Raw genomic sequence first — 17812 nt, 5'->3', positions numbered from 1 at the left:
GCTCAGTCGCCTCGGCTTTCACCGYCAGCCGCCGCAAGGCCCGGGCTTGGGGGCTCATCACCCAGCAGGAGAACCGACCTCCCACCAGCCCGGCACCGGCGCTTCCCCCCGAGCCCGGTGCGCACCGGGGTCCCGTGGAAGATCGCGAGGATGATGATACGGCAGGTTTTGAGGGCGTGGAAAAACGGGGGCGGCTATCCACGGTGGTTGCTGACAGATAGTGACAACTAGGCGTAGTTGCTCGCGGGTTCTGGACCGCTGCGGCAGTTGCCACTTCACGGCATGGATCCCCGGGTCTCCGCGTCGCTTCGCTCCTGCTCCGCCCGAGGATGACGAAGGCATGGGGGCTCGCAGCTCATCGTCGACGTCAGCGCTTGGCAGAAAGCTTCCGGCTCTTGTTCCCGTATTGCTCTGCAGTTGCCCAGAATTTCCTGCCGGTGCCAACCTATAAGCCTGCTGCAGCCAACCTTGGAGATTAGCCGAAAGCCTATGCGCCTTCGTCATCCTCGGGCGGAGCAGGAGCGAAGCGACGTGCGGGGGTCGCGCAGCGACGGGATCCATGCCGTGACCGTCCAGCCTAGCTGACGGCTAAGAAAAATCGCAACTACTGCGATCCTTCGCCCCCCTTTGACAGGCCAGAGGGGGGTGCGAAGGAATGAGACGGTTCAGAGAAACCGACTTCTGCTTTCAGGGCATAAAAACGCGTCAACCGTGGAAAAGTCTTCCACGTCTGGCTTGCGAAAACAGGGTTTTCTAGACGCGGCCACCAAGCGATTGCAGCAGTGCCGCGAAGTTCACAGCTCGCCCCACACACCGAGACGCAATGCGATTGTGCAAACCATTGGCTAACCAAGTCTTCGAAGCCCCAGCCGGCATCGGGTCGAAATACGGCATCTGCCGTATGCCCAAGCCGGGATCGCCAGTGCATTGAGTAGGCAGACCGCGTTGTGGCGCAGGCGTGGTCCGGTAACAAGCGGGGGCGTTACCGTCTCGCGCTGGCGGCCGGATGGCCAATGAAGGAGACGAAATCGATGAAGACGATATTGATAGCGGCGTTGGCAGGGATGATGCTGTCGCCGGCGGCATTTGCCGCAGTACCGACGGCCGTGTCCAAGCCTGCGTCGTTCGACACCCAGTCGACAAAGAGCGGGGTTGTTTTGCTGGCGGGCGGCCCCGGCAGGAACGGCACTATTGTCATTCCACGTGGCAAGGGCTTCATTCCAGGCAAGAGTCTCTTCGGCTGAGCCCAGAGCCTATCCTGATCGGGATATGAAGGCATTGGCCCGGAGATCGGAATCGAATTTCGGATAGCACAATGCAGCCAAGCAAGAGCCTGGGGCGCCGTGCGTCCGTAGGGACGAGTTCTAACGTTTGACGGCGGTCTTGGTACGAGTGGACAAGGAGCTGGCGGCAAGGTCGCTGGCTTCTTTTTCCTTGCGCAAAGCGCGCAGCCGCAAGGTCTTCTCATCGCGTTCCTGAACAACCGCGTCGATCTCGGAGATGATGCGGTTGCGGGCGAGAGACTGCGATTGCGTCTTGCCAAAGGCCGACTCTGCCTGCTCTCGAGCCTTGCTCTGGGACTGGGTCATGTTTGTTATCCCTGCTGTTTCGAAAAGAGGCCTGATCGCTGTCAAGAAAAAGGCCAGGCAAACTGCCTGGCCTTCGTTGGTAGTCGCGCCCTATGACGGTGCCAGTACATCCGTGGTCACCGAAGGGCACAAATCCCGTTCAGACAGCGCGCAGCTGGCCTGCGGACATCTTGCCCGACTTGTTGTCGCGTTCCATCTCGTAGCCGATCTTCTGGCCTTCGACGATTTCGCGCATGCCGGCCCGCTCGACAGCGGAGATGTGGACGAACACGTCCGCGCCGCCATCATCAGGCTGAATGAAGCCGAAGCCCTTGGTAGCATTGAACCATTTCACTGTGCCAGTGGTCATGACAAACCCCTTTCGTGGCAATATTAATCGACCGCCATACGACTGCACGGCGGGTTACATCGCGATTTTATTTGAAGGGAAGTTCGTCGACGCACAGTGTCATTGTGCAATAACAAAAATCAAACAAGCAAATATCGACCAATATTAGATAGCTTCACCAAGCGGTAATGTCAATTTTATAATTCTATCCACCATGAGCGCGGCGCTGGCGCTCGAAAATTCGCACTCCATTTAACGAAGCCGCGAAGGCTGTTTGGACAAGTCGGGCCAACTCTGATCCGACAGCGTGCCACGCTCGACTGGACCCCTGGAACGTGATCCCGGGGGAACTGGTTTTCAACGGAGAGGCGGCTGGATTGGTGCGCCACCCGGCAAGGGCAAAGGGTCATTGCGACCGGATGGACTGCCAGCCGAGCCGTGCCTCGATGCGTCGGGCGCTTGCCTTCACCAGCGCGATCAGGTCGGGGTTCTTCTGTCTCAACTTGATATCAGGCACGACGATCGAGATGGTGGCGCGGCAGGCGCCCTGGCTGTCGCAGACCGGCGCGGCAATGCAGGCCACGGAGAAATCGGACTCGCCGGCCTGGATCGACAGGCCTTCTTCGAGTGCTGCCGCAGCGGTCTTGGCCAGAACATCCTTGTCGGTTTCGGCGCGGCCTGTTGGCGAGACGGTTGCAGAGCGGGCGAATATCTCGCGGCGCTCGGCTTCCGGAAGATGGCCGATCAGCATGCGGCCGGACGCGGTCCAGTTGAGCGGGCTGCGGGTGCCGACGCGCGAGGTGACCTGGAAATGGTCCTTGCCCTCCTGCATCGCAAGGACGACCATCTGGTCGCCGTCGCGGCCGCAAATCTGGATCGTTTCGCCCGAATGCGAGGCGAGCTCGTGCATCTCCTGCACCGCCACATTGAGCAGGTCGAGCGTGCGGGCATAGGTCAGGCCGTAGTGATAGAGGCGTGGTCCAAGCCACAACAGGCCGCCATCGTGGCGGTCGAGCAGCTCCTTCTCGACGAGGTCGTCGACGATCACGTAGATGGTCGACAGCGGTGCCCCGATGTCGCGCGCGATTTCGTAAGCCGTTGCCGGCCGCTCCGCCGTCTGCAGATAGTCGAGGATCTGCAGCGCCCTGTCGATGCCGCTGGTGCGCGAGCGGCGCGGTTCAGCGCCGCTGGTGGGGCTATCGTCTTGCTTTGCAACAGTTTTTGGCATGGGAACCCAGAATTTGTGTCGAAAGCATTGTAGGGCGTCCGTAGGCGCGCGAACAGATCAATCCGGCCAATTGAGGATCGCGGCCTCGCGCGCCAGCAGCCTTTCATCGAAGGGCGTGGCGATGATCTCGTTGGAGCCGCGCGCGCGGTCCAGTTCCTCGGCAAGCCGCTCCGCCACGACGAATTCCTCCTCGGGATGCAAATTGCAGGGATCGAGAAAGAAATAGCCGTGTTCGACCTCATGGTCGCGCACGATCACCGGACGGTCGCCGGTCCCCATCCTGTCGGCCAGGTCCCAGGCCGTGATGCGAGCTTCAGCCGGATTGACCGAAATCATCAGCCGATCGAGCGGATTGTTGGTCGGATCCGCAGTGATCGTGGCGGTGATGCCGGCCCTGCCATCCAGAGCCTCGACCCAGCAGTCGAGGGCCCTTCGCTCGCGGGCACGAATACCGTCATGGTCGCGCGTCTTCCAGGCCTGAAGGGCGGCAAGCGTGCCGACGATGCCTTCCTTGCCGACCTTCATGCCGCGACCGATGCCACGGTTTTGCAGATAGACGTCGCGCACCTTTTCTTTCGGCCCAGCGACGATGCCGGAGGTAGGACCGCCGAGGAATTTGTGGCCGGAATAGAGCACCAGATCAGCACCATCGGCGAGGAAGCCTTCAAGATCATACTCGGAAGCCGCATCAACGATGACAGGCACGCCGCGCTCATGGGCGACCGCGGCGAACACCTTCAGCGGCAACTGCCCGTAGTCGACGACGTGATGCGAAACGACATAGACGGCGGCCACTGTGCGTTCGGTGATGGCGCCACGCAACTGGTAGGCGGAAGTCCCCGTCGCCTGGCCGACCGGCACGACCTTCGCGCCGGTGAGGCGGATCGCCTGATCGACCGGCGCGCCGTAGCTCACCAAATGGCCGGACTGGATGACGACCTCGTCCTTGAGGCCCGTCGTATCAGGCAGGCGTTCGATCGCGGCGAGGTCAGGCCCGGTCATGGCGGCTGCGACCGCGAGACTGATCGCTGCGGAGCAGGAGGCGGTGATGAAGCCTGCTTCAGCCCCGGTCAGGTCGGCGATCACGGCACTGGCGCGGCGTTGCAGATCGCCAAGCTCGACGAATTCGCTGAGGATCGCCGAGACAGCCTCGACCGCCTGCGGCACCACGATCGATGCGCCAAGCGAGGTCATGGTGCCGGAGACGTTGATCACCGGCCGCAAGCCGAGACGGCTGCGGATATCGTCTTTCGGCGTGGCGTTCTTGCTTTGAATGTTCATCTCACGAAACCTCAATCAATCGCCACTATGGCTTCGATTTCCACGGTGATCTGGCCGGGCAGGGAGCCGTGGCCCACCGCCGAACGCGCATGGACGCCGCTTTGCCCGAACACTTCGATGAAGAGATCGGAGCAGCCGTTGATCACCGAGGGATGATCGGCGAAGTCGGGCGTCGCATTGACCATGCCGAGCAGCTTTACCACACGCCGCACGCGGTTGAGATCGCCAAGAGCGGCCTGCATGACGGCGATCAAATTGATGCCTGTCAGCCGCGCATGCCCATAGGCTGCTTCCACATTCACATCGGCGCCGACCTTGCCTGTATGCAGGCGGCCGTCGCCTTCGGTCGGACCCTGGCCGGACAGGAACAGAAGCTTGCCCTCCTGCACGTGGGTAACGAAATTGGCGATCGGCGGCGGTGCTCCTGGAAGCGTAATTCCAAGCGCCTTGAGCCGGTCGTAGGGCGTGTTTTCCGGACGCTTCAAAGCCTCGGAAAAGGTCATATGCGTACTCCAGTCAGGCAGTTGGTTCGCTGTGGCGGATACAGGCCACATGGTGCCCGCCGCCGATATGCGCGACCGGCGGGATGATTTCGGCGCAGGCGGCGATCGCCTCCGGGCAGCGGGTGCGGAAGACGCAACCCGACGGCGGGTTGATCGGGCTTGGGATGTCGCCCTGCAAGGGAACATGGGTGCGGCGGCGTGTCGGATCGGGCACCGGCGCGGTTGCTAGCAGCGCCCTGGTGTAGGGATGGCGGGGTGCTGCGTAGACGGTTTTGCTCGGGCCACGCTCCATGACGCGGCCAAGATACATCACCACGACCTCGTCGCAGAGATATTCGACCACCGACAGGTCGTGCGCGATGAACAGCAGGGTCAGCCCGAGCTTCTTTTGCAATTCACCGAGCAGGTTGAGCACCTGCGCTTGCACCGACACGTCGAGGGCGGAGACCGGCTCGTCGGCGACGACGAATTCCGGTTCCACCGCAAGCGCTCGCGCAATGCCGATGCGCTGGCGCTGGCCGCCGGAGAATTCATGCGGATAGCGTGTGGCGTGGTCCGGCGACAGGCCGACAAGCGTCAGAAGCTCGGCGATGCGCTCAGCGCGTACCTTGCCGCGCGGAAAACCGCGTGCGTCGAGCGCCTCGCTGATGATCGCTGAAATGCGCATGCGCGGGTTGAGGCTGGAGAACGGGTCCTGGAAAACGATCTGGAGGCGCTGCCGATAGGCGCGCATCTCGCGCGGCGACAGCGTGAACAGGTCGACACCGTCGAAGATCGCCTTGCCGCCAGTGGGCTCGACAAGCCGTAGCACCGAGCGGCCCGCCGTCGTCTTGCCAGAGCCGGATTCGCCGACCAGCCCGACAGTGGAGCCGCGCCAGACATCGAAGCTGACGTCTTCGACGGCATGGACGATACGGCCGTTGCGGGCCGGGAAATGCTTGGTCAGGCCCTGGACGCTGAGCAGCGGCTTGGCGTCTTGGGATTCTGGCATGGGGAGGCTCATAGCTCGGCGCTCCTGATGCAACGCGAGAAGCCGGCGCGCCCGGCGGTGACCAGCGCCGGCGGCGCTGCGCGGCAGGCCTCCAGCGCATATTCGCAACGCGGCTCGAAAGCGCAGCCCGGCGGAAGCGATGTGATCGGCGGGACGCTGCCGGGGATCGAATAAAGCGCATGGCGCTCGCCTGATGCATCTATGTCGCGCGCGGCATTCGGCGTGCAGGCGAGCAGGCCCTTGGTGTAGGGATGCCGCTGATGGGCAAAGAGGTCGTTCACCGGCGCCTGTTCGACGACGCGGCCGCCATACATGACGACGACATCATGGGCGATCTCGGCAACGACGCCGAGATTGTGGGTGATGAACAGGATCGACATGCCGAACTCGGCCTGCAGGCGGCGCAAAAGGTCGAGGATCTGCGCCTGGATGGTGACGTCGAGCGCTGTTGTCGGCTCGTCGGCGATCAACAGCGAAGGACTGCAGGCCAGCGCCATGGCGATCATGACGCGCTGGCGCATGCCGCCCGACATCTGGTGCGGGTAATCGTCGAGGCGCGAGGCCGCGTCCGGAATCTCGACATGCTTGAGCATGGCGAGCGCCCGACTGCGCGCTTCCTGCCGGTTGACGGGCTCGTGCAGCGCGATCATCTCGCCGATCTGGTCACCGACGGTGTAAAGCGGGTTGAGGCTGGTCATTGGTTCCTGGAAGATCATGGCGATCTCCCGGCCGCGGATCTTTCGGAAATCCTTCGGCGCGAAGGCGGCGAGGTCATGAACCTGTTCCTTGCGGTCGCGGAACAGGATCTTGCCACCGGCAATCGCGCCCGGCTTCGACAACAGCCCCATGATCGACAGGCTGGTCACCGACTTGCCGGATCCGGATTCCCCGACAACGGCCAGCGTCTGGCCGCGTTTCAGGTCGAAGGTCACGCCGTCCACTGCCTTGGCTGTCAGGCGCTTGGTCACGAACCATGTCTTCAGATCCTGCACGGACAAGATGGTGTCGGGCGCGATCTCTCCGGTCATGATTTCCATCCGCAATGAGGACAGGCATGGGGTTCGCCGCCACCGCGCGCCGGCGGAATGTAGCGATGCGCGACGATCGGCTCGGCACCGAGGATGGCGTGGCGCGGTTCGAACATGCGGTGGAGCGCGCTGGTGGCGCCTTGCGAATCCTTCACCGTCACGTCGGAATCGACGACGTCGAACAGCGTGAATTCGGCTGGCTTGCCCTTTTCCAGCAGGCCGTCGGCGTTGAGCCCGATGGCGCGGCGCGGCGCCGTCGTCGAGGCGGTCACCACGTCTTCCATCTTCATGCCGAGCGACAGGAGCTTCGACATCGTGGTCGCCATGTCCCACACCGCGCCGTCTTGCGAGCGATTGTGCAGATCGGTCGAGATCGTTTTCGGCGGCAGGCCGCGCTCGAGTGCGGCCTTGGCGACGTCAAAGGAGAACGAGGCGCCGCCATGGCCGACATCGAGCACGATGCCGCGCGCGGCTGCCTGTTCGGCCAGCCGGTAGAGGTCTTCGTCCTCGATGATCGAGCCACCGGCCTTGCCGTTGAAGCAATGGGTGACGATGTCGCCTTCGGTGAGCAGGCCCAGCACGTCATCATAGAGGGGAGGCGGCTCGCCGACATGCACCATGATCGGCAGCTTGAGGATGCGGCCGAGCTTCTTGCCGAGCTTGACCGGCGTCAGGTCCCAGCCGCCGGTGATGACATGGCTGGCGCGTATCTTCAGCCCGACGATAACATCGCGGTTGGCTTCGACGGTGGCGATGGTGCGGTCGATGTCGATCGAGCGCATGTCCATCAGTTCGCTGACCCGGTTGCAGGCAACCAGTCCGATCGAACCGAGATTGAGGAAGGCGTAGATATTTTCCCTGGCCGGCTCGATGATGAATTCGCGCAGGCCGTGGAAATTGGCTTCGCCGGCCGAGCCGGCATCGACCATGGTGGTGACGCCGTGTGCTGCGCCACATTGCGTCGGCTTCAGCGAAATGTCGGTGCCGCCATACCAGACGTGAACATGGAGGTCGGTCCATCCGGGCGACATCCAGGCGCCCTTGGCGTCGAGCGTGCGCGCATCGTCGCCGACGGCGATCGATCCGCCGATCTCGGCGATGCGCCCGTCCGTGCCGATGAGGACATCGATGGGCTGGCCGAACGCCTTGTCGAAGCCGATGGGCCTGGCGCCCTTGATGAGCAGTGGCCGCTCGGCCTTGGGGAAACGATTGCCGATCATGTCGCTCTAGATGTCCTTTGCCAGGCGCGGGTCGAGGAGGTCGCGCAGCCCGTCGCCGACCAGTTGCAGCGACAGAACGGTGATGACGATGGCGCCGCCGGGATACATCATGATCCACGGCGCCTGATCCATGTATTGGCGGCCGACGCTGATCATCGTGCCCCAGGTCGGAACGTCGGGCGAAATGCCGACGCCGAGGAAGGAGAGGCCGGCTTCCGCCAGGATGGCGTTGGCGAATATGAAGGTGCCTTGCACCAGAAGCGGCGAGGTGACGTTGCGCAGCACGTGCCGCACCAGGATCACCGGCGTTGGCACGCCAAGCGCGCGTGCCGCCTCGACATAGGGCAGTTCGCGGATGACCAAAGTCGATGCCCGCACGACACGCGCCAGGCGTGGTGCGTAGACGATGCCAAGCGCGATGATGACATTGGTGGCCGAGGCGCCGAGGGCTGCGACCAGCGCGATGGCAAGCAGGATGTCCGGGAAGGCCATCATGGCGTCGATGAGGCGCGAGACCGGTGCATCCGCCTTGCGGAAGAAGCCGGAGGTTAGCCCCAGAACGATGCCGATGACCGAGGCCAGCACGACGACTGCGAAACCAACCGACAGCGAGACCTGTGCGGCATAAAGCATGCGGGTGAAGACATCGCGGCCGAGATCGTCGGTGCCGAACAGGAACTGCATCGAGGGCGCGTGCAGACGGTTGGCGATGGAGAGCTTCGTTGGCGAATAGGGCGCAATCAGCGGCGCCAGGATCGCTGCCAGCGCAAGAATGGCGAGGACGATGAGGCCGATCAGCGAGGTGCGCCGGGTGATGAGGCGCGACAGCAGGCCGGGTTCGCTCTGGAGTGGAGTGGAGATCGCGGCCATCAGTAGCGCACCCTTGGGTCGACCATCAGATAGAGCATGTCGATGCCGAAATTCACCAGAACATAGAGCCCGGCGATCACCAGCAGCGCGCCCTGGATGACGGGATAGTCGCGGCGCAGGACGGCGGACACGACGAGGTTTCCGACGCCCGGCAGGCCGAACACGGTTTCAGTCACCACCGCACCCGAGATCAGCAGTGCCGCGGTCAGGCCGAGCACGGTGAGGATCGGGATCAGTGCGTTCTTGAAGGCATGCTTGAGCACCACGCGCCATTCGCTCATGCCTTTCGAGCGGGCGGTGCGAACGTAATCGTCGTTCAGCACGTCAAGCATCGAAGCGCGGGTGAAACGGGTGATCAAAGCCGAGCTGACGAGGCCGAGCGCCAAGGCCGGCAACACCAGATGGTTGAGCCGTTCGCCGAGCGAAGCGCCAGGACCGCCATAACCCGACGTGTTGAACCAGCCGAGTTTGACGGCGAAAAACTGCATCAGCAAAAGCCCGAGCCAGAAGCTCGGGATGCTCGCGGCGAACATGGCGACGGTCGTTGCCACCTGATCGAAAATAGAACCGCGCCAATAGGCGGAGAGGATGCCGACCGGAAGTGCGATTGCAGTGGCGATCAGCAGCGAGAAGATCGTCAGGAAGAAGGTCGGCTCGGCGCGCTGTGCCAGCGCTTCGGTGACGGGCTGATTGAGGAAGATCGACTGGCCGAAATCGCCCTGCACGATGCCGAAGACGTAGTGCCCGAACTGTTGGAGAATGGAGCCGTCGAGACCGAGCTTGGTGCGCAGTTCTGCGATATCCGCGGCGGTGGCCTCGGGGCCAAGCATGACCGCGGCGGGATCGCCGGGCGTCACGCGGACGATGACAAAGACGATCGTGACGACGATCGCCATAACGACGATCATGCCGAACAGTCTGTTGATGATCGAACGCAGCATTGTCTTTTCACGTCCTGGCTTCAATTAGATTTCTGACGGTAACGACGTGGCTCGTCCTCTCCCCCTTCGAGTGGGGGGAGAGGTGGCCGGGAGACGGCCGGAGAGGGAGCTACATCAGGCCGCCAGCTTTCGACGGCTGCGGAAGTCCGTCACTTGGTTTCGAGATAGGCGTTCCAGAAGTAAGGCCACGGAGCCGGCGTCACACCCTTCAGATTGGGTGCCTGGGCGGCGAGCGCGTTGAAATTGCCGACCTTGAAGGCAGGAACCTCGTCGTAGACGACCTGCTGCACGGCTGGCCACAAGGCGACACGCTTGGCTGGGTCGGATTCCGCGTTGAAAGCGCCGAGAACCTCACGCTTCTTGTCGGAAACCCACCAGCCTGGCGCTGTATCGGACATGAAACCGGTCAAGGATGGCTCGGGCAGGAACGGGCTGTGGGTGATGTAGATGTCCCACAAGGCCGCATCGGTGCGGTTCTTGGTCAGCGTTGCCCATTCGACCACGTCCAACTGCACCTTGAAGCCGGCAGCCTTCAAATATTCCGCTGCGACCTGTGCCAGCTTGTAGTGGAATTCGTACTGGCGGCTGGTCAGGATGCGCAGTGGCTTGGAGCCGTCATAGCCTGCTTCCTTGAGCAGGGCTGCGGCGGCTGCGGTGTCACCCTCGGGCTTGTAGGGCTCGGTGCCGGTTTCGCTGTGCCACTTGTAGCCTTCCGGATACATGGCGCCGTCGATGGAGAAGAAATCCTCCGAACCGAACGCCGCAAGCATCATGTCCTTGGGTGCGAGCGCTGCCTGGATCGCCTTGCGGATCTTGATGTCGGAGTTCAACCCTTCCTTGGTGTTCATGAAGAACACCGGCCAGCCGAACGGCTTCAGCAGGACGGGCGCGGTCTTGCCGCCCGAAATCTTGTCGAAGGATTCCACCGGCAGCGAGTCGACATAGGTAAACTGGCCAGACACCGCGCCTTCGATGCGGGTGTTCGGATCGGGCACAGGCACGAAGCGGATCTCGTCGAGATACTGCTTGCGGGCGCCGCCATAGCCGTTCGACTCGCCGTCGCGCGACTTGTAGCCGTCGAAGCGGGCGAGCTGGATGAACTGGTCGGGCTTGCGCTCTTTCAGCATGTAGGGGCCGGTGCCAACGAAGCTGGTCAGCGGGTCCTGAGCGGCGACTTCCGAAGGGATGATGATTGCCGCGGCATTGTTCAGCGACAAAAGCGAAAGCAGCGGCGCGAATGGCTTCTTGAGCGTGACCTTGACGGTGTTGTCATCGACGGCTTCGATGCTGCTCACAGTCTCCGCTGTCTGCTTGCCGCGCGTTGCGACCTTCATCCAGCGCTGCAGCGACGCAACGACGTCGGCCGCGTTCATGTCCGAGCCGTCGTGGAACTTGATGCCGGTGCGCAGCGCGATCGTGTAGGTCATGCCGTCGGCCGAGATCTGCGGCATGTCGGCGGCGAGCAGCGGCGTGACGCCCCAATCCTTATCGAAGGTATAGAGCGTTTCGTAGATGTGCTGGGTGACGATGCCCACCAGATCGGCGGTGGAAGCCATCGGGTCGAGCGTCGGCGGCTCGCCGATGGTGGCGACGTCGATCACCCCACCCTTGGACTGCCCCCACGCAACGCCTGTCGCCGGCAGCAACATCGCGGCCAGCGAAATGGCGATCTTGGTCATGTGTTTCATGCTTGGTCCCCTTCCCAGTTGTTACATTACTATGTAATCTATGTCTTAGTTATGGATTACTATCTCACCGGCATTGGGTTTCGTCAAGCGGAGGTGGGCAAGACTTCGTCATGTCGACCAATGCGATGCCGCAAGCTGTGCAAAACCCGGCGCTTGCCCGGTGCGCCGAAGGAAAAAGCTTGCGGATTCGCAAGCGCAAGCGCCGCCTCACGCTGGCGATGCTGCGTCTCGACGCCAGTCCTGGCAGGGACTGGGTTACCCCATCCGCACACGCGCCAGAACGATGTCGGCGCTGCGGTCGCTGTTGAGAATGAGTGCGTCCGGCAGGCAGCGCACACTGAACAGCCAGGGAAGCTGCCAGGGAGCGGCGCGCCAGGCGTCATGGGTCTCCGCGCTTGCCGGATGGGCAAGGAACATGTCGTGGTCGCAGCGCTCCAGTCGAAGTTCAACCGCTCCGAATGGCGACCGCAACTGCATGCGCATGCCGTTCTCGCTGTCATGGACATTGGCTTCGAGGCCGCTCGATGCGTCGGCGTAAGACCCCGTTCCGTGCACATTCCCAGTCGCGGCTCGGTCAGGGATGCGCCCGAAGATGCGGCGGCGCCCGAATTTTTCGGTTTCGATCGTGCCGCCGGCCGTCAGGAAAAGCTCGTAGGGAGGCATCGCCGCGCGGGGGCGGAAACGGCCCGGCGCAATCTCTTCAAGGTCCATCGCGCCCATGCTGCCAATCAGTGTCGGGTGCGGGCCGGCATCGTCGATGCGCAGCAGCGCGCTGCTGCCGTCCTCCCGATAGGTGCCTGCCATCGCCGCAAGAGAATCGATGGCGGCTGGCGACAAAGGTCGGCTGGGCTCATATCCGAGCACGATGTCGGCGATCTGCCGCGTCAGCGTGTAGGGCGCGAAGTCGTCATGGTTGGCGAGGACGACAACGCCCAGGTCCTTCTCTGGGATGCGGAACGATTCCGACTTCCCGCCGGCGATCCATCCGCCATGCCCGACGCAGCGAAGCCCGCGATGGCTGCTGGTCACCAGGCCCAGTCCGTAATGGGAGGGAATGCCGTTGATGGTGGCGCCAGGCGCTTCCATGCCGGCGATCATTTCGGACGTGCCGACCTTGGGCGAACGCAGATTGTTCTGCCAGCGGATCATGTCGTCGAGTGTGGAAATGAGGCCGCCTTCGCCGCCGATGGCTATCCCCCATGCGGCCTTGAGCCAGCCGCCGTCCGGTCCACGGCGATGATGGGTTGCCAGTCGCGGATAAATCTCGTCGTCGCGCACCATCAGCCGTGTGTCGTGCATGCCGAGCGGGCCGGTGATGCGTTGCCGAAGCAATTCGTTGAAGCTGAGGCCGGAGACCTGTTCCAGGATTTCCGACAGAAGCAGGAAATTGCTGTTGCTGTAGAGCAGATCTGTATCAGGCGCGAAGTTCACACCCCTTTGCCGCGCAACAATGGCACGCGCGGCGGCGCGGGAAGAGGGCGCCAGGATCGGGATGCCGCCCAAGATCATGGTGTCGAGAATATCGCGCAGCCCGCTGGTGTTGGCGGCGAGATGCCGGAGCGTGATGCGATGCTCGTAGGGCGGCAGCCAGGGACAGTGGTCGCGCACATCATCGTTGAGGGAAAGCTTGCCTTCCGCTTCCATCATCAGGGTCAACAGCACAGTGAACTGCTTGCTCTGCGAGGCGATACGGATCACCGTTTTGGCGGAAAGCGGAACCGCGTGCGCGATGTCGGCCAGACCTACGCAACGCCGGTAAACCGCTTCGCCGCGTGTGACCGCGACCGCTATGCCTGGCGATGCGCCGTCCGTCCATGGCATGAGGAGAGCGTCGATTTTCCTGGCGGTCTCGGCGGGCAAGACCTGTTCGGCTGCGGCAGTCATGATGGTGTCCATACCTGGTAGGGGAAAAATGTTCCCGGGAGGCAGGCCCCCCGGGGGATAAGTCAACGATTACTGTTCCAGATGGACATTCCAGAACGCCGGCCATGGTGAAGGCTGGAAACCCTGCATCTTGGGTGACTTCGCCGAAAGTGCGCTGAAGTTGCCGATCTTGATCATCGGTGCTTCCGTCATGATCACTTCCTGCACCGTCTGCCACAGTCTGACGCGCTCGGCCGGATCGGACGTTGCATTGAGGGCATCGATCGCAGCCTTGCTGTCAGGCGTATCCCACCAGCCGACGGAGGTCGGCGAGAAGATGTTGATGAGGGCCGGTTCCGGCAGGAACGGGCTGTGGGTGATGAAGATATCCCACGACGCCGGGTTTTGGATCTGCTGCACCAGTGTGGCCCAGTCGACGACCTCCATCTTCACGTCGAAGCCGGCGAGCTTCAGATATTCCGCCGCCACCTGCGCCATCTTGTAATGGAACTCGTACTGGCGGCTGGTCAGGATCCGGAGCTGCACAGGGGAGCTTAGCCCTGCCTCCTGAAGCTTTGCCTTGGCTTGCTCCGGGTCGCCGACATTGTAGTTGCCCTGGACGCCGGCATCGGTCCGCCAGGGGTAGCCTTCCGGATACATGGCGCCGTCGACGGCATAAAATTTGGTGTCGCCGAAGGCAGCGGCCAGCATGTCGCTCTCGTTCAGCGCAAGCTGCACCGCCTTGCGCACGCGCATGTCCTTGAGCACGCCTTCCTTGGCGTTCATGCGGATCATCGGCCAGCCGAAATGCTCGAGAAGCACGGGTTCGGATTTTCCAGCCTGGATCTGCGAAAACTGCTCGACCGGCAGTGAGTCCACATAGGCGAACTGACCGGAGACAGCGCCCTCGATGCGGGTATTGGGATCGGCAACGGGCACGAAGCGGATTTCATCCAGATATTGCTTGCGGGCGCCGCCGTAACCGTCGGGTTCGCCGTCGCGCGACTTGTAGCCGTCGAAGCGGACGAGCTGGATATACTGGTCGGGCTTGCGTTCCTTGAGCTTGTAAGGGCCGGTGCCGACCACTTCCTTGAGTGGATTGGCCTGGTCTTCCGCCGGCAGGATCACGGCTGCGGCATTGTTGAAGGCAAGCAATGCCGGCAGCGGCGCATAAGGCTTGTTGAGCGCGATGCGCACCGTCAGCTTGTCGAGCGCCGACACATCGGCGACCAGCGGCGCAACCTGCTTGCCACGCGACGCAACTTCCAGCCAGCGCTTCAGAGAAGCCACCACGTCTTCCGAATCCATGGCGCTGCCATCGTGGAAGGTGATGCCTTCGCGCAGCTTGATTTCGTAGATCTTGCCGTCGTCGCTGAGCTTCGGCAGTTCGGCGGCGAGCAGCGGCGTCACACTCCAGTTCTTGTCGAAGGTGAAAAGCGTCTCGAAGATATGCTGGCTGATCATGCCGACGATGTCGGTGGCGCTGGCCATGGGGTCGAGCGTCGGGGGCTCGCCAATGGTGGCGACATCGATGACGCCACCCTTCACCGGCTCCGCCCATGCAAGGCTGGTTCCCCCCAGCAAAACCGTTGCGAGCGAAGCGGCTATGCGCATCATGCTTTTCATTTCTCTAGTTCCTCCCGCAAAATCCATAATAATGGAATGTATACCTTACTTACGGATGAGTGTTTCATCCGACTACCGTTGCGTCAAGCACGCCGGGGTTGCGCGCGGGAGCCTTCGCGGCACGCGTTCAAGGTCAAAACATTGGAGGAATGCGGAGTGAAACCCGCGGAAATTCCGCGCAATCGCGGAAAATTCGGAAATTCCCGATGGCAATTCGCGAAAACGCAAGGGTGTTCGGCAGGTATGGCACAGCGGCTCGAATGCGCTGGTCCACGCAGTGTATAGCGTGGCCAGCTCAATTCGTTGCCGTGGCGTAGCTGAAGTCAGATGGTTGGAAGTCCGCCGCCCGCATTGCGAGCGACGAGCAGTTCGTGCGTCGCTGCGTGTCCTAGAACTCTCGCTTGAGAAGGGTGCGATCCACCGAGAGCGGTCCTCCGCCATATCCGGCAAACAACAGGACCGCGGCGGCCCAGATGGCTGACAGGAATTCCGCCTTGTCTTGCACCTGATGCAAGAGGGCTGTGCCGCCGTCTGCCAATCTCTTGGCGCCATCTGGCGTGAAAAGCGTATCGCCACCCGCCTTCAAGGCATCGATTCCTGCCTGGGTGAGGAAGGCATCGCCGTAAGGATGCGTATAGTGGAACCACCAGGTTATGGCCAACATGACAGCATTTGCGAGGGCGACCGGACGTGTCATGAAGCCGATCGCAAGCGCTATTCCGCCGAAGAACTGCATCGCTGCAAGCAATGGCGACCAGAGCCAGCCGGGGTAGAAGCCAATACTCTCGACGAAGCCGGTCTGCGCGAAGGGTGCCAGGATTTTCGGCCATCCCTCGACCATCAGCGCGCCACCCACCAACACGCGAAGAACCACCCAGCTCAGCGGCTGGGCGATTTTTTCATAGAGGGCAGCGAAGGCTGGAATGACAAGCCGGGCAGATGATCGATGTGAATTCGGGGTACTGCTCATGGTTCCAGCTCCTAGTGGTTTACGTATTCAATTGAGCCCAATGAACCAAAACAACATTGACCTGTATCAACGGCACAACAATCTTTGCGAGCAACGCGACCATGCCAATGCACCATTGGAAAAGGTCACATCTGCTGGCTGACGAGCGCCACGCCAAGGCCAATGAGGATTGAACCGCAGGCCTTGGGGACGATCCGGCCGGCTCCGCCCGACGCAAAGCGGGCAATGGTGAGCGAGGCGATGCCGACTGCTGCCAAATCGGCGATGGAAAAGACGAGATTGACGAGAATGCCGAGCGTCACGAACTGCAGCCAAAGCGGAAAAGCGGCAGCCGGGTCGACGAACTGCGGAAGAAAGGTCAGGAAAAACAGCGCCGTCTTTGGATTGAGAACCTCCACCACGATGCTGTCGCGCAAGGTGTTTGAAGCTCGACCTCCTGCTTCGTTGGTGGTCCTGCTCCAGCCAAGGAACATGGTGAGGCCGAGCCAGACCAGATAGGCCGCGCCGGCAAGCCTGATCGCCGCATAGGCCATGGGCGCTTGCTCCATCAGCGAAGCGAGGCCGATCGCGGCAGCGATGATGTGGGCATAGCAGCCAATATGAACGCCAAGTGCAGCCATCAATCCAGCCCTGCGGCCAAGGGCGACGGTCTGGGCGGTCATGTACAATATCGCCGGCCCAGGCATGCATGCGAAGGCAAGCGTTGCGACAGCGAACGGAATCCACAACTCCAGCGACGTCATCAAGGTTCCTCCCGGACGATCAAGACCGGGGGGAGGAATAGGCTCGGCTCACGGCAGAAAACATACGGCAGATGCCGTATTTGGATCGCGCTCGGTTTTGGCTAATCTATTGTTGGTTAAGCAGATATTTACACGGGATTGCGGCTGCGGAAGCGGCGCGCCGATGTCATGTCGTGGGCATTCCCAAGCGCACCGCATAGGCGGTCAGTTCGGCGGCACTATGGAGATTGAGCTTGCCCATCAGGTTTTCGCGATGCTTGCGCGCCGTCGCCGGGCTGATGCCCAATCGCTCGGCGATTTGACGGGCAGTCAGTCCTTGCGCCACGAGCATCAGGATTTCTCGCTCCCGCCGGGTCAGCGGCACCGGCGAGAGGATTTCCTGCGCAGCCTGTGGCCTGCTGTTTCGGGTCGGCTCGCTGATCGCAAAGCGTACGGTTTGCGCCAGATAGGTGTCTCCGTTCCTGACTGCTTCGATGGCCGCACCGAGTTCCTCGGGGTTGCCGTCCTTGGTCAGGTAAGCACTGGCGCCGGCCGAAAGGGCCGCGCGTACCGTTCTCGGTTCGATATTCGCTGTCAGGACCAGAATGTTCATGCGAGGCGCCAGTGCCTTTATGTCGGCAATAAACTGGAGCCCGGCAACGCCCGGCATGCCGAGATCGAGGATCAAGAGGTTGGCGCGCATGTTTCGTATGAGCTCCAGCAGAGCCTCGCCGTCGGCGGCTTCAGCCACGACCGACATGTTCTCCATCGTCGAGATCAGTAGCTTCAACCCCTCGCGCACAATGGCGTGGTCGTCGGCGATAATGATGGTGAAGGGGCGGTTCATCTGATCACCATTCATGAGGCAGCGGTGCAAGTTCCATGATTGCCAACGTATGGGAAACAAATTTCCTTTAGATCAACACGCCTTGGGAAGGACGCTGGATGATCTTCGTCTGGCATT

The 17812-nt window shown here is 62.1% G+C and carries 17 protein-coding genes; 1 reads left to right on the top strand and 16 read right to left on the bottom strand.

Annotated elements, in window-relative coordinates:
- Window positions 1-1031: 1031 nt before the first annotated feature.
- Window positions 1032-1244, top strand: coding sequence for a hypothetical protein (locus AC1DLV_RS07345; protein WP_476798886.1), 213 nt, complete (start codon window positions 1032-1034; stop codon window positions 1242-1244).
- 120 nt (window positions 1245-1364) lie between these two features.
- On the opposite strand, the gene AC1DLV_RS07340 is transcribed toward AC1DLV_RS07345, so the two are convergent.
- From AC1DLV_RS07340 to AC1DLV_RS07265, 16 genes are all read right to left on the bottom strand, one after another.
- Window positions 1365-1589, bottom strand: a complete 225-nt coding sequence (locus AC1DLV_RS07340; protein ID WP_476798885.1) for a hypothetical protein — start codon at window positions 1587-1589, stop codon at window positions 1365-1367.
- A gap of 139 nt (window positions 1590-1728) precedes the next feature.
- Window positions 1729-1938, bottom strand: a complete 210-nt coding sequence (locus AC1DLV_RS07335; protein ID WP_476798884.1) for a cold-shock protein — start codon at window positions 1936-1938, stop codon at window positions 1729-1731.
- Between the two features lie 385 nt (window positions 1939-2323).
- Window positions 2324-3145 (bottom strand): IclR family transcriptional regulator, encoded by an 822-nt coding sequence (locus tag AC1DLV_RS07330; RefSeq protein WP_476798883.1) that lies wholly within the window; start codon window positions 3143-3145, stop codon window positions 2324-2326.
- Window positions 3146-3202: 57 nt separating this feature from the next.
- Complete coding sequence (locus AC1DLV_RS07325; RefSeq protein ID WP_476798882.1) at window positions 3203-4426, bottom strand: aminotransferase class V-fold PLP-dependent enzyme; 1224 nt, start codon at window positions 4424-4426, stop codon at window positions 3203-3205.
- A gap of 11 nt (window positions 4427-4437) precedes the next feature.
- A complete protein-coding gene (locus tag AC1DLV_RS07320; protein ID WP_476783788.1) occupies window positions 4438-4929 on the bottom strand; it encodes a RidA family protein in 492 nt (163 codons plus the stop codon).
- A gap of 13 nt (window positions 4930-4942) precedes the next feature.
- Window positions 4943-5920: an ABC transporter ATP-binding protein gene (locus AC1DLV_RS07315; RefSeq protein ID WP_476798881.1), complete on the bottom strand. Its 978-nt coding sequence runs from the start codon at window positions 5918-5920 to the stop codon at window positions 4943-4945.
- A gap of 8 nt (window positions 5921-5928) precedes the next feature.
- Entirely contained in the window at window positions 5929-6936 is a 1008-nt protein-coding gene (locus tag AC1DLV_RS07310) for an ABC transporter ATP-binding protein (protein WP_476798911.1), read from the bottom strand.
- A gap of 8 nt (window positions 6937-6944) precedes the next feature.
- On the bottom strand, window positions 6945-8168 hold the full coding sequence (locus AC1DLV_RS07305) for an amidohydrolase/deacetylase family metallohydrolase (RefSeq protein WP_476798880.1): 1224 nt from the start codon (window positions 8166-8168) through the stop codon (window positions 6945-6947).
- 6 nt (window positions 8169-8174) lie between these two features.
- Window positions 8175-9038, bottom strand: coding sequence for an ABC transporter permease (locus tag AC1DLV_RS07300; protein WP_476798879.1), 864 nt, complete (start codon window positions 9036-9038; stop codon window positions 8175-8177).
- Entirely contained in the window at window positions 9038-9979 is a 942-nt protein-coding gene (locus tag AC1DLV_RS07295) for an ABC transporter permease (protein ID WP_476798878.1), read from the bottom strand. Before AC1DLV_RS07295 ends, AC1DLV_RS07300 begins: the two co-directional genes overlap by 1 nt.
- A 149-nt stretch (window positions 9980-10128) precedes the next feature.
- Complete coding sequence (locus tag AC1DLV_RS07290; protein ID WP_476798877.1) at window positions 10129-11667, bottom strand: ABC transporter substrate-binding protein; 1539 nt, start codon at window positions 11665-11667, stop codon at window positions 10129-10131.
- 255 nt (window positions 11668-11922) lie between these two features.
- Window positions 11923-13551 (bottom strand): serine hydrolase domain-containing protein, encoded by a 1629-nt coding sequence (locus AC1DLV_RS07285; protein WP_476798876.1) that lies wholly within the window; start codon window positions 13549-13551, stop codon window positions 11923-11925.
- Window positions 13552-13620: 69 nt separating this feature from the next.
- On the bottom strand, window positions 13621-15156 hold the full coding sequence (locus AC1DLV_RS07280; protein ID WP_476798875.1) for an ABC transporter substrate-binding protein: 1536 nt from the start codon (window positions 15154-15156) through the stop codon (window positions 13621-13623).
- A 388-nt stretch (window positions 15157-15544) separates the two neighbouring features.
- Window positions 15545-16126: a DoxX family protein gene (locus AC1DLV_RS07275; protein ID WP_476836136.1), complete on the bottom strand. Its 582-nt coding sequence runs from the start codon at window positions 16124-16126 to the stop codon at window positions 15545-15547.
- A gap of 125 nt (window positions 16127-16251) precedes the next feature.
- On the bottom strand, window positions 16252-16869 hold the full coding sequence (locus AC1DLV_RS07270) for a LysE family translocator (RefSeq protein WP_476798873.1): 618 nt from the start codon (window positions 16867-16869) through the stop codon (window positions 16252-16254).
- Between the two features lie 166 nt (window positions 16870-17035).
- On the bottom strand, window positions 17036-17695 hold the full coding sequence (locus tag AC1DLV_RS07265; protein WP_476798872.1) for a response regulator: 660 nt from the start codon (window positions 17693-17695) through the stop codon (window positions 17036-17038).
- Window positions 17696-17812 lie beyond the last annotated feature (117 nt).

The organism is Aminobacter sp. 01T433, assembly GCF_056398585.1.
The sequence above is the reverse complement of the archived record's forward strand: the minus strand, read 5'-3'. Positions and strand labels throughout refer to the sequence as shown.